This window comes from Undibacterium sp. Di24W, assembly GCF_049340325.1.
Lineage (GTDB): Bacteria > Pseudomonadota > Gammaproteobacteria > Burkholderiales > Burkholderiaceae_D > Undibacterium.
The window spans coordinates 96,299-109,098 of sequence record NZ_JBMPOP010000001.1 but is presented as its reverse complement, the minus strand read 5'-3'; the positions used below and the strand labels follow the sequence as shown (position 1 = coordinate 109,098).

Below are 12,800 nucleotides of genomic sequence, written 5' to 3'. Positions count from 1 at the left end.
GAAACAAAATATTTCAATCGGAGCAGCAGTGATAGATCAGAATCCGGCCTTTCAATTTATTCTTTAGCCCAACTGCCGAGCAATATTAATCACGCCTGTGTTTAATCCTCCAACAAAGCATGGATTTTTATGATTTCAGTCTAAGTCTTGTTATGATGCTTACTTTCGCTTATTTCCTTTAATTTAATAACATCCCTTATGTTTGATTTCATCTCCAAATTGATACATGGTCGTTCTGATGCTAAGAAAAATGATCAACAAGTCGCAGCAACTCTAAATACGCATCAGCAAGCTGAGGATAAACATAAAAGTAGAGAGCAAGAGCGCCAATTATTTTTGCAAAAAGTTGATGCAGCGGCGAATGATGAAACCATATTAATTGAATTGTTGGGGCAGTGTGATTTTGCGGATGGACGTTTTCAGGTCGCGCAAAAAATTGTAAGCCAGTCGGGTATGGTGAAAGTTTTACCTGCGATGCGTAAGCTAGATAAGCGGGTTGCAAAATTACTCCAGACGCGTCTTGACGAGATTTCCGAAAATTCACAAAACGACATGGCGGCGCAAGCCTGCGTTGCGGCAGCGGACAGTTTATTGCAGCAGACCGTTATTTTAAGCAATCAATTAGTTGACCTTGATAAGCGATATGCGCAGGTCAAGTCATTTTCTGAAGCAGTCAAAGCCCAATTCCAGGAGAAACGTCAGGCTCTGACAAATCGCTTGAGTCAACAGATTCAATTGCAGCAACGCATATTGACTTTGATGCAGGAATTTGAGCATGTTGAGGATCATGCCGCTAGCGATTTGGGCAGGAAGTTTTTAGATTGGCAGGCAAAATTTGATGCTTGTTCTTCCGATGAAAATGCCGCTTCTTTACCTAAACATTTGCTAATCGAATGCCAGCTAAAGTTAAACGCAATACAGGATAATTGGCGCAGGGCAAATGCAAAGTCCGAGCCAATTAATGAGACGGTTTCGTCACCGGAAAATAATACGCCAAGTGAACTATGCGTCAATGTTCCCTTTGGCTCAATCGGGCAAGGAAAACCAGTAAATAAACCAGGGAACAAAAAAATAAGTAAGCCGCATTTATCACTGTCACTTGAACAGATCGAATCGAGTCTGCAACAAATGGAAGCGGCTTTGGAGCAGGGTAGTGTGCAGAATGCGCGTCAGTTTGATCGCGAGTTGCGAGATTTGGATACCAAGCAAAGCTATGCAAATATAGTGCTGAGTGTGGAGCTGAAAGAGCGGGTCAATCTGGCACGCAAAGAATTATTACATTTATTGTCATGGGCAAAATGGAGTGGTAACGCGTCCCGTGATGAGTTAGTGAATACGGCAGAAGGTTTGGCGGGATTAAAGCTTAGCCCGAAAGAAATTGTCGGAACTGTCTCGGCATTGCGTGAACAATGGAAACAAACTGAAGCGAGCAGCGGTGCTGCCAGTAAAGAACTATGGACACGATTTGACGCTGCGTGCAACGCTGCCTACGCGCCTGCGACGCAGTTTTTTAGCGAACAAAACGAACAACGTCGGGCCAATCTGCTACAAGCAGAGACAAAACTTGTTGATTGGCAAGCACAGGTTCAGGCATTGCTTACACCTGTATTAGATTCTTCAAACGACCAACCGGAAAAAAATGACTGGAAGAGCATCGTAAGTACCATCCAACAGATGCAACAAAATTGGCGTGGTTTGGGGCATGTGGACCGTAAAGATAAGAACCGTTTGGACAAAGAGTTTGATACTTTGCTGAATCAATTGCGCCAACCTTTGGCTGCACGTCAACAGGAAGAGGTCGCTTTACGCGAAGCCTTGATTTTGTCAGCGAGTCAGTTAGATAGCGCGCAAAAAAACGCCGTTGACCAATTACGTCAATTGCAGCAACGCTGGCAAATACAAGCTGCTAGTGTTCCCTTGCCGCGCAAAGATGATCAAGCGTTGTGGGAGCGTTTTCGTGCGGCTTGTGATGCCGTGTTTGAGAAGAAAAGGGCAAACGTGGAGAGTGCTGACAAGCTGCGACAAGAAAATCTGCAAGCAAAAGAAAAAATCTGTTTGGAGTTGCAGCAAGTGAGTCTGGGTGAGTTAAATGAAGTCCAAAAAATGTCGGGACTGATCGCCGATGCGAGAAGTGCATGGCGCCAACTCGGTCAAGTGCCGCGTGCAGATGAACAACAGATAGAAACAAAGTTTCAAGCGCTATTGGATGGCATGCAGCAGCAAATGATTCAATTGCAAGAACGAATTGAGCGAGAAAAGTCGCAACAGATCCTGGCTAAACTGCATACTTGCTTGCAAGTTGAGGCTTTACTGTCGAGTTCTGCGATTGACTCAGTTGCACTACAAACCTTAAAGCATGATTGGAATACAGATGCACTACCTAATTCGCCCATTAGTAAAAATTTGCAGAAAAAATTTGACTTGGTGTGCGGTTTATTAGAACCATCAGATGGCGTGGCTGATGTTGGCGCTTACCAAGAAAGAGCTAATATTAAACGTTCAGAGATTGAAGATACCTTATTACATTTAGAGATATTGTTGGGCGTCGATAGCCCAGTTGAATTGAGGCGTGAACGTTTGCAGAAACAAGTTCAAGTATTGCAGTCATCTCTGAAGAATGGACAAGATAAAACGCAAGTGCTGGAGCTGTTAAACCATCTACTGAGTTTGCCGTTGAACGTAGATACTAAGATGCAGCAACGTGTCGAAACATTGTTTCATAAGGTAAATTTGAAAGTGCAATAAAAGTCTTCAATTATTATTTGTACGTCAAATAAAATTGGATTTTAGTAATACAGTTTTTTTGAATCTACAGACGCTGCAATTGGCGGCAGCATAGTTGTATTTAGCGACATTTGGCGAAATAGAAAGGTGTATCAATGCAGTTGTATAGTTATTTTAGAAGTTCCGCATCGTATCGAGTACGAATTGCTTTAAATCTGAAAGGGATAGAATGCGAGCAACTGCCAGTGCATTTGGTCAAGGATGGCGGTGAGCAATTTTCAGAACAATACAGAACGATTAATCCGGAAGCACTCGTCCCCGCTTTAGTCGATTCGGAAAATGGTGATGAGCATGTAATCAGCCAATCTTTGGCAATTCTTGAGTATTTGGAAGAGAAGTATCCACAATTTGCCTTGTTGCCCATGGACTCCGCCGATCGTGCCTATGTAAGGGCACTTTCCTTGTCGATCGCTTGCGATATCCATCCCGTCAATAACTTACGAGTTTTGAAATACCTAAGCGCAAATTTTGCGGCAACAGATGAGCAAAAAAATGCATGGTACCGGCATTGGTGTGAATTGGGGTTGTCAGCGATAGAGCAGCGTTTGGCGCAGGGCGGCCGTAGTGGCAATTTTTGTTTTGGTGATAGGCCCGGAATGGCGGACTGCTGTCTGATTCCACAAGTCTACAATGCGCAGCGCTTTAAATGTGATTTAAGCGCTATGCCTAAGATTCTTGAAATTAATGAGCGTTGTCTGGCACTGGACGCTTTTGATCGGGCTGCTCCTGGGAATCAAGCTGATGCAGAATAGAAAAAAGCCAGGAAATTTCCTGGCTTTTGTATTTAATCCAAACTAATACGCCTAAACGCGCAATGCACGGAGAGACTCAATTTGGCAGTTTGTCTTTATCTAAATTGGCATCTAAAACTTCGTTTAGCATACTGATTAAAATCGATCGCGTTAATTTGGATTTGGTCGCGTAGCCATCAATCGCATAATTACCCATCAAATTTTCTTTCGCATAACCTGGTTGACCTGTACGTAACACAATGCGAAGATTTTTGCGTGATAAGTCGTCACGTAAGACATTGACTAGCTTTAAACCTGCATCAACTGTCTCCATGACAACATCTAGGAGTATCAAGGAGGTATCAGGATTGTTTTCTGCCACTTGCCTTGCTTCTTTGGCAGAAAATGCATGCAGAAACTCCAAAGGCTTGCCGTGAATTTCAACACCGCTTAATGCCAGTACAGTGGTGTCGTGTACGTTTGAATCATCGTCCGCAATTAATATCTTCCACGGAAGAATAGCTTTATTAGCACTTCCTTCTTCATCCTCTTCAGACAGAAATACGATGCTATCTTCATTTTCATCGTCTGAGGTGAATACACTCTCAACCTCCAAATTAATAATGGCTCGGTAGGTGTGTAAGTTGCCGCACGGCATTGCATTCGAGGTCAGCTTTGGTAATGTCGAGTGCAAGTTCCAATCGGGCTGTTTACTGCTATGGTGACGTTCCATCAGTAGCTCCCTTAACTTGGATAAATATTACAGTTTTCGTTTTAATCATATGTGATAGTTTGAAAGGAAACAAGTAGGAAGATGCTAAAAAAGTGAATTGTGAACACATTTTACTTTTATTCACAACTAGGTAAGGCATGCCTCTTCCGAATACCATTTTTTGCCATGCTATAAGTAATACCGTTAGAATGACATAGATGATTAACTTGCCTATTCTTCCAGATCCATTTTTTAACTTCCAAATAAAAAGATTTATGAAACATTTTTTGTGTGGATTAGTAATTGCGACTTTGCTCGCCCCCGCATTTGGCCGTGATTTTTATCCTAAAAACCGTGCCTTAGATATAGAGCGCTATAAGTTTTATATTGAACTCAGTGATCAGTCTGAACTGATTAAAGCGAAGGCAATTGTGACATTACGTACGCTTAGCCCCATTCAAGAGTTCGCGCTTGATTTAGCTGGCCAGACTGATGGTATGCATGGCATGAAAGTTTTACAGGTAAAGTCAGGTGAGCAATCGCTGCAATTCGAACATATCAATGATCGCCTCTCCATTCACTTACCACAGATGAGCGCAAGTAATGATTTGGTAAGTTTGGAGATCACCTATCAAGGCATTCCTAAGTCTGGTTTGCATATCAGTAAGAATAAATATGGTGACCGAGTGTTTTTTGCGGACAATTGGCCAGATCAGGGACATCAATGGTTACCGACTATCGATCATCCAAGTGACAAAGCAGCGGTCGAATTTCTAATTACTGCGCCTGCACAATATGCTGTCGTGGCAAATGGTTTGAAGGTAGAGGAGAGTAGTCTTGACGGCGATAGAAAACTGACGCACTGGCGCGAGGATGTGCCCATCGCGGTGAAGGTGATGGTCATAGGTGTCGCGCGTTTCGCGATGCAAGAGAGTGCCAGATTGAATGATGTCTCTATAACGAGTTGGGTGTTCCCACAAAATCGTTTAGACGGATTTAATGATTATGCAGTGGCGGTGAAAGCCTTAGATTACTTTCAAAAAAATGTTGGCCCGTACCCTTACAAAAAATTGGCAAACGTACAGTCCAAAACTCGCTTTGGTGGTCTTGAGAACGCCAATACAATTTTCTATTTTGAAAATTCAGTAACAGGCAAAGGCGAACAAGAAGCTTTGGTCGCGCACGAAATCGCGCACCAATGGTTTGGTAATTCGACGACAGAGAATGACTGGCATCATGTTTGGCTGAGTGAGGGCTTCGCGACTTACTTTACGAATTTGTATATCGAGCATACTTATGGTCGCGAGCGCTTTGTGAAACAAATGCTGGCAGATCGCGAAAAGATTGTCCGTTTCCATCAGCGTGTGAATCGTCCTATTGTCGACACCGAAATTCGAGACCCTAAGCAAGTGTTAAGTCCCAATACCTATGAAAAAGCAGGTTGGGTTTTGCATATGTTGAGACAGGAATTGGGCGATGAAATATTTTGGAGCGGGATACGTCATTACTATACAAAATTTGCGGGTAAGAATGTCTTAAGTGCAGATTTTCAGACGTCTATGGAGCAAGTTTCTGGTAAGGATTTGTCAGCATTCTTTCAGCAATGGTTATACCAAGCGGGGTATCCAAAGTTAGCATTGCAATGGCATTTCGATTCGAGTAAGAGAGTAATCACATTAACGGTGGATCAAGTCCAAGGAGTAGCTCAATTTGCATTTCCATTAGATCTAGCAATACAAACTAATGATGGCAAAATGCAATTGCAAACAGTACGTGTGAACCAAAAAAGTCAGGAATTCATGTTTCCAGTTGTCGGGGTGCCCAACTTAATCAGTGTTGATCCTATGGTGCGTTTACTAATGGAAGCGAAAGTGGAACCGAAGTAACTTCAATTAAGTCGGCGTCACGGTTGAAATAAGTCCGCTGAGGTATTCATAGAAAACGCCGGTAGCTTCGAAAAAGTTACCGGCGTTCTCATTTGCAACATTGACTCTTACGCAGCCAGCTGATTGTGCTACTGCTTAATTTGGTATAAGCAATGAGCAGAGATAAATTTTATTTGTCAGCACCCGCAGATACAGCAGATTTAGCTGCAGGCCACGCCACACCTAACCAACGCGCGTTCAATTCTTTCTGCTGATCCGTGACATTATCTAAGGCTTTTAATTTCGCTTTGCCTTTAATTTGTCGAGTTGGAATCAATGCAATTTCACGTAATTCATCGCGGCGGAACACGCTTAGTTTAATGGGTGTTTGTTGCTGCAACCAAAGTTTATCGTTGATATCTTTTGATGTTAGACGCAAACCATTACCTGCCACCAAAATATCACCCGCTACCACGCCCGCTTTCCAAGCTGGACTATCACGTTCAACCTCGATTACAACTGGATGGTCACCCGTATCTCTTGTACGCCAGCCTGTGAACCATTCTTCTTTTTGTTCATCATCCTTACCACCTTCGACGACATAACGCATGCCAACCTGAGAGAACAATTCGCTAAATGGAATCTCGCCTAGGCCGTCGACATATTTAGCCCACCAGGCTGACCAATCGTTGCCAGTCACCGTTTTTAAAGCTGTGCGAACATCTGCTTCTGAGTAGCCACCTTTATCAACGGTATGATGTTGATATAGATATTGGTGCACATGCTCAAAGCCTTTGGCACCTTTAGTTTGTTCGCGGATGGCGATGTCCATAGCCGTCGCTAACAGCATACCCTTGCTATAAATATTGACAGAAGCATTGCGCGCACGTTCTCCACCTGCGTCAATCCAAGCGTCAAAGCTGGACTCCGCCGCGCTTTGTTGGAAGCGGCCCGGTTGGTGTTCGTAGGCCAGCAGAGCTTTGGCAAACTCTTCCATGAATTCATCACGTGTTTGTATGCCTGCACGCAAAGTCAAAATTTCTTCAAAATACGAGGTGTTGCCTTCCGCCATCCACAGCAAGCGTGTGTAATTTTCTTTTTGATATTCGTAAGGTACCATCTCTTTAGGACGATAGGCCTTTACATTCCATGTGTGGACAAATTCATGCGCTGCGGTGCGGATAAAGCCCAAGTATTCTTTGCGTGGCGCAAAGCCCCAACGTGTTTTTTGGATTACCGTGGAATTGATATGCTCGGTCGCGCCGCCAACACCATCGGTCGCGTGCACAATAAATAAATAACGCTTAAATGGAAATGCTCCAAACATTTTGCGACCTTCTTCGACTACTTTTTTCAAGTCACTCGCCATTTTTTTGCCGTCATAGTTACCACGACCCCATATCGCCAATTCGATGGTATTGCCATCCACATCGAAACTATGGAATTCATGTTCACCCGTCTCAATTGGTGAATCAATTAATATGTCGTAGTTCTTCGCCACGAAGCAATGATCACAACTGCCCGTGTCCATGCCGGAACGTGAGATCCAGTTTTTCGGTGTTTCCAAACTGACTTTGACTGCTTGACTGCGGAACGGTGCTGCATACATCAAAATGCCGCTGGCATCTAAGTAGGCGTGTGTGTCATCGATATGCTGAGTCCGCTCGCCCAAAGCGTTGGCATACACTTCGTAAGAAATCTTGACCGTATCGCCGGGTTGCGTCTTGACTTGCCAGGTGCCTTTGTCGGTTTTGGCGAAACTTAAGGCCTTGCCTTTGCCATTCGTCGCCACAAATTGACGGACATTTTTTCCCAGATTTAATACTTCGTAACGACCAGTACGCCAAATCGGCATTTGCACATCCAAGGTCTTACCGGAAACGGCAGGGAAGTCGATTTGAACCTCCGCTAAGTGTTGTGCAGGGTTGGTGATTTTGATTTGGTACTGAACATCGGCAAAAGCGGATGGTGCTGCCATGGCACAAACTAAGGTAAGTGAGCTAAGAAGTGTCTTTTTCATCTTATATTTTTGTTGAGCTAGAGGGAGTTTAATTGCGCAAAATTGCATTGCAAGGCAAGCATGCAGGCAAAATAAAGGCTTGTCAATGAAACACGGAGTATGAAAATTTATTTTTATTATTTGCAGCCCAAGTCAGAAAACAATTTGCCTAGCTTTGCGTGTTCTTGGCACAGAATCTGGTTCTTTTTCCTATGCCACCTTTGTGTATCGTTTTGTATCTGGCGTTGTGTATATCAGACAGTCTGGTTTTGTCTGAGTAATTGAGTGGCTATGGATAGTGACTACTTTCGACTCAATAGAAAATATATTTTCAAATTTGCGAGGTGGTTGGGCAATTTGGGGGAAACTGGACGAGACTGAAAGCTTGTTGAGGGACAGCAATCTATATTTGAACGAATTAAAAAATAGAAAAGCCACGTAATTGCTTACGTGGCTTTTAATATTCTGGCGGAGAAAGGGGGATTCGAACCCCCGGTAGGCTATGAACCTACGCACGCTTTCCAGGCGTGTGACTTAAACCACTCATCCATCTCTCCGAATTCGTCAAATACCTTACATTTCTACAAGCCATTTGGGAAGCTCGAAAGTATAGCAGTCTAAACGCCGTTTGTAAAACCTTTATTCTGGGGTAGCTAAGGTTAGTTGCAAAGAAGCTTGCACTTGCTGATTGTTTTTTATTCGGATTTTTGCGGTGGTTTTTGCAAGTCCTGAGGCTATAATCTTGCCCCATGAACTTATTAAAAACACTCGCTGCAATTAGCAGTATGACCATGTTGTCGCGTATTACGGGCTTGATTCGCGATGTATTGTTTGGCGCCTATTTTGGCGCTGGTGCGATGATGGATGCCTATGTGCAGGCATTTAAAATTCCGAATTTTTTTCGTCGCTTGTTTGCAGAGGGGGCTTTTTCGCAAGCCTTTGTGCCCATTCTTGCCGAGTATCGCAATAAGAGTTCCGATGATGAAGTGAAAGAGTTGGTCGATCATGTCGCGACTGTGTTGTTGTGGGTGTTGCTCTTTACTTGTGTGATCGGCGTGCTTGGTGCCCCTGTATTGGTGCTGATGTTTTCTTCTGGTTTTTGGGGAACGCCGAAGTTTGATCTGACAGTAAATCTTACTCGTATCATGTTTCCGTATATTGGCTTCATGTCCTTAGTCGCGCTGTCTAGTGGTATTTTGAATACTTGGCGCAGATTTAAAATTCCGGCTTTTACGCCAGTTTTACTTAATCTTTGCTTCATCGTTGCCGCTTATTTTTCTTTGGCTTGGTTTGGAAAAGAAAAGCAGATTTATGCCTTAGCGTTTGCCGTTTTCGTTGGCGGTTTGTTGCAGTTAGCGATACAAATTCCCTCCTTGATACAAATCGGTATGCTGCCGCGAATTTCCTGGGATCCCGCATTCGCATTGCGCGATCCAAAAGTACGTCGAGTTTTAAAACAGATGGGACCGGCGGTATTGGCGGTGTCTGCGACACAAATTAGTATCATGATCAATTCAACTTGGGCTTCATTTTTGCCCGATGGTAGCGCTTCCCAATTGAATTTTGCGGATCGCTTGATGGAATTTCCTTCAGCAATGTTGGGCGTCGCGCTGGGAACAGTATTGTTGCCGAGCTTGTCAGCTGCTAAAGCGAATGCCGATAAAACAGAGTATTCATCTTTGCTGGATTGGGGGTTGCGCTTAACCTGTTTATTGGCATTGCCCGCTGCGGTTGGCTTGTTAACTTTATCGGATGCTTTGACCGCGACCTTGTTTCACAATGGTAAATTTGACGCGCATGCAGTGAGTGAAACTGCGAAAGCCGTAGCCGCTTATGGGGTCGGTTTGACTGGTTTAATTTTGGTAAAAATCTTGGCGCCAGGCTTTTATGCACAACAAGATATCCGCACTCCGGTCAAAATCGCCCTGATTGTTTTAGTCATCACGCAGGTCATGAATGTCTTATTTGTGCCATTCATACACCAAGCTGGTTTGGCTTTGTCGGTGGGATTAGGTGCTTGTGTGAATGCAGCGATGCTCTATCACGGATTACGAAAACGCGAGCTTTATACACCCTCAATTGGATGGTTAAAGTTCTTTGTTAAATTGAGTGTTGCTTTATTGCTGATGGGGTTAGTTGGCTTTGGATCAGCTTCGCAACTCGATTGGATTGCATTGCAAAGCAATCGATGGATAAGAGCAGCCTTCATGGGGGGCGTGATCATCACCTGTATGCTGGTGTATTTCAGCTCTCTATTTGTGATGGGATTTCGCTTGCGTGATTTTAGAAAAGTCTCGCGCTAGTTCGTTATTGATAGCGTTAATTATCGTCCAATTAAAAAAAGAGAAGCCTGAGCTTCTCTTTTTTACTTGGACTTTTTACTTCATTCTAGACAGTTTTAGCCGCCGATCGCTTCCCACTTTTCTAATGCGGCCATCAGCAATTCATCGATCTCCGCAAAACGTTCATTGAGTTTTTTGATGGCGTCCGGTGTGGCGTCTCTATAGAAATCACCATCAGCAAGTTTTGCAGAAATCGTCTTTTGTTCGGTTTCCAAATTACTGATTAAAGTCGGCAATTCATCCAATTCTTTTTGCTCTTTGTAACTGAGCTTTTTCGGCTTAGCTTCAACTTTTGCCGCAGGTGCGGTCATGCTACTGACTGGCGACTTGTTATCGGTTTTTTGTTTTGCTGGCGCAGTTACCGCCTTGCCAGCAGGGGAATTCTTGTAGGTTTCCCAATCGGTGTAGCCACCAATGTATTCTTTCCAGACGCCATCGCCTTCAGACGCGATGACTTGTGTTACCACATTGTCGAGGAAGGTTCTGTCATGGCTGACCAAGAATACCGTGCCATCGTAATCTTCCAGTAACTCTTCCAATAATTCTAATGTATCGATGTCGAGATCATTGGTCGGTTCGTCGAGCACCAAGACGTTAGCTGGCTTGGCAAACAAACGCGCTAACAAGAGACGATTGCGTTCGCCACCGGACAAAGTTTTAACCGGAGAGCGTGCACGTTCAGGTGCGAACAAGAAATCGCCGAGATAAGACATGACGTGCTTACGCTGACCGTTGATTTCGACAAAATCGCTACCAGGAGAAATCGTTTCTGCTAGGCTGACTTCCTCATTCAATTGCGTGCGCATTTGATCAAAATAAGCGATCTGCAATTTGCTACCTTGTTTTACAGTGCCGCTATCCGGTTGATCTTCACCCAAAATCATTTTCAATAGGGTCGTTTTACCTGCACCGTTCTGGCCAATCAAACCAATCTTGTCGCCGCGCATAATAATGCTGGAGAAGTTATCGACAATATTTTTCGGGCCAAAGCTCTTACAGACGTTTTCCAATTCCGCCACGATCTTGCCTGAACGCTCGCCTGTGGTGACATCGAGACGTACTTGACCTTGTTGATCACGACGCGCTGCACGTTGCAGACGCAATTGCTCAAGACGTTTAACACGGCCTTCATCGCGCACACGACGGGCTTTCACGCCTTTGCGTATCCAAACTTCTTCTTGCGCTAAAAATTTATCGAACTTCGCGGCTTCAACTTCTTCGATAACTAATTGTTCTTCTTTGCGTACTTGATAGGTCGTGAAATTGCCCGGGAAAGACGTGATCTTGCCGCGATCTAATTCGATGATGCGCGTTGTTACATTGTCGAGGAAGCTACGATCATGGGTAATGAAGAGTACGCTGCCTTTGAAATCTTTTAATAGACCTTCTAGCCATTTAATCGAAGAGAAATCCAAATGGTTGGTTGGTTCATCGAGCAGTAAAACATCGGGCGCACTGACTAAAGCACATGCTAAAGCCACGCGTTTTTTCATACCACCAGATAGCGTGCTCATGATCGCATCTTTGGATAAATTCAATTTCTCTAAAGTCGTCTCAACGGTGTTACCTAAACTCCAGGCGTCTGCCGCGTCGAGCTGTACCTGAATATCATGCATGCGTTCCATCAATGCGTCGTCATTGTCACCGCCAAATTGACCAGTAATCGCTTCGTACTCTTGCAATAGTTTCGGTAAGTCGCCTAGGCCAGATGCGACTGCATCAAACACGGACTGATCAGGATCAAATTGCGGCTCTTGTTCAACATAGGCAATCTTAATGTTTTGCTGCATTACCAAGAGACCATCATCGAGTTTAAATTTACCCGCGATGATTTTGAGTAATGAAGATTTGCCGGTGCCATTACGACCGATTAAACCCACGCGTTCTGAAGTTTCGATGGAAAATTCTGCGTGATCGAGGAGGGCAACGTGACCAAATGCGAGTTGCGCGTTACTGAGAGAGATGACTGCCATAAAAAACTTCTGCCGAGCTAAAGAGAGCCGATGCGTGTAGATGAAGGTCGTTAAAAACCAAGAAAGGCGCTATTGTACGCTAGTTGCATTCGGTTTCATCGTTTCAGGCGGATTGCATTTGATTGTTGTTGGTCTGTCAGGTAAGATGGCGGGCTTCGTTTCTTGCTGGTTTTTAGTATTTAACCAAGGAATCGCGAAGTCTGTGAAAAAGCTTTGCATGGGTTTCAAGAGTCTCTCCGTAGCACAATGGATAGTGCACATGCCTCCTAAGCGTGGGATACAAGTTCGATTCTTGTCGGAGGGACCAAATCTTTCAATTTCCCACATTTACGCCACTTTTCGTTGATAAATTGGCACAGTTCAAATTTCCACTTGCTCCTAAATCGGTTAGCAT

At 44.1% G+C, this 12,800-nt stretch carries 7 protein-coding genes and 2 tRNA genes; 5 read left to right on the top strand and 4 right to left on the bottom strand.

Annotation, left to right across the window (positions count from 1 at the left end):
• The first annotated feature begins 198 nt into the window (after positions 1-198).
• Together ACO0KZ_RS00420 and maiA are read left to right on the top strand one after the other, a co-directional pair.
• On the top strand, positions 199-2,745 hold the full coding sequence (locus tag ACO0KZ_RS00420; RefSeq protein WP_422991618.1) for a DUF349 domain-containing protein: 2,547 nt from the start codon (positions 199-201) through the stop codon (positions 2,743-2,745).
• A 134-nt stretch (positions 2,746-2,879) separates the two neighbouring features.
• Complete coding sequence (gene maiA / locus ACO0KZ_RS00415; RefSeq protein WP_422991616.1) at positions 2,880-3,536, top strand: maleylacetoacetate isomerase; 657 nt, start codon at positions 2,880-2,882, stop codon at positions 3,534-3,536.
• Between the two features lie 76 nt (positions 3,537-3,612).
• Here the strand turns inward: maiA and ACO0KZ_RS00410 are convergent, their stop codons facing one another.
• Entirely contained in the window at positions 3,613-4,248 is a 636-nt protein-coding gene (locus tag ACO0KZ_RS00410) for a hypothetical protein (RefSeq protein ID WP_422991614.1), read from the bottom strand.
• 254 nt (positions 4,249-4,502) lie between these two features.
• Here ACO0KZ_RS00410 and ACO0KZ_RS00405 point away from each other — a divergent pair, with 254 nt between their 5' ends.
• The gene (locus tag ACO0KZ_RS00405) at positions 4,503-6,113 is read left to right on the top strand and encodes a M1 family metallopeptidase (RefSeq protein ID WP_422991612.1); all 1,611 of its coding nucleotides are present in this window, start codon (positions 4,503-4,505) and stop codon (positions 6,111-6,113) included.
• Positions 6,114-6,282: 169 nt separating this feature from the next.
• Here ACO0KZ_RS00405 and ACO0KZ_RS00400 read toward each other — a convergent pair whose 3' ends face one another.
• Together ACO0KZ_RS00400 and ACO0KZ_RS00395 are read right to left on the bottom strand one after the other, a co-directional pair.
• Entirely contained in the window at positions 6,283-8,112 is a 1,830-nt protein-coding gene (locus ACO0KZ_RS00400; protein WP_422991610.1) for a M61 family metallopeptidase, read from the bottom strand.
• A gap of 445 nt (positions 8,113-8,557) precedes the next feature.
• Positions 8,558-8,648: transfer RNA gene (locus ACO0KZ_RS00395), tRNA-Ser, on the bottom strand.
• A gap of 192 nt (positions 8,649-8,840) precedes the next feature.
• On the opposite strand from ACO0KZ_RS00395, the gene murJ reads away from it, so the two are divergent.
• Positions 8,841-10,394 (top strand): murein biosynthesis integral membrane protein MurJ, encoded by a 1,554-nt coding sequence (gene murJ / locus ACO0KZ_RS00390; RefSeq protein WP_422991608.1) that lies wholly within the window; start codon positions 8,841-8,843, stop codon positions 10,392-10,394.
• A gap of 95 nt (positions 10,395-10,489) precedes the next feature.
• On the opposite strand, the gene ACO0KZ_RS00385 is transcribed toward murJ, so the two are convergent.
• Positions 10,490-12,406 carry an ATP-binding cassette domain-containing protein gene (locus tag ACO0KZ_RS00385; RefSeq protein WP_422991606.1) on the bottom strand — a complete coding sequence of 639 codons (1,917 nt, stop codon included), beginning with the start codon at positions 12,404-12,406 and terminating at the stop codon, positions 10,490-10,492.
• Positions 12,407-12,638: 232 nt separating this feature from the next.
• On the opposite strand from ACO0KZ_RS00385, the gene ACO0KZ_RS00380 reads away from it, so the two are divergent.
• A tRNA-Arg gene (locus ACO0KZ_RS00380) sits at positions 12,639-12,713 on the top strand.
• Positions 12,714-12,800: the final 87 nt, after the last annotated feature.

Coding starts and splice junctions, on each gene's coding strand:
- ACO0KZ_RS00385 (WP_422991606.1), bottom strand. CDS start 12,406: ATGGCAGTCATCTCTCTCAGTAACGCGCAACTCGCATTTGGTCACGTT.
- murJ (WP_422991608.1), top strand. CDS start 8,841: ATGAACTTATTAAAAACACTCGCTGCAATTAGCAGTATGACCATGTTG.
- ACO0KZ_RS00405 (WP_422991612.1), top strand. CDS start 4,503: ATGAAACATTTTTTGTGTGGATTAGTAATTGCGACTTTGCTCGCCCCC.
- maiA (WP_422991616.1), top strand. CDS start 2,880: ATGCAGTTGTATAGTTATTTTAGAAGTTCCGCATCGTATCGAGTACGA.
- ACO0KZ_RS00410 (WP_422991614.1), bottom strand. CDS start 4,248: ATGGAACGTCACCATAGCAGTAAACAGCCCGATTGGAACTTGCACTCG.
- ACO0KZ_RS00400 (WP_422991610.1), bottom strand. CDS start 8,112: ATGAAAAAGACACTTCTTAGCTCACTTACCTTAGTTTGTGCCATGGCA.
- ACO0KZ_RS00420 (WP_422991618.1), top strand. CDS start 199: ATGTTTGATTTCATCTCCAAATTGATACATGGTCGTTCTGATGCTAAG.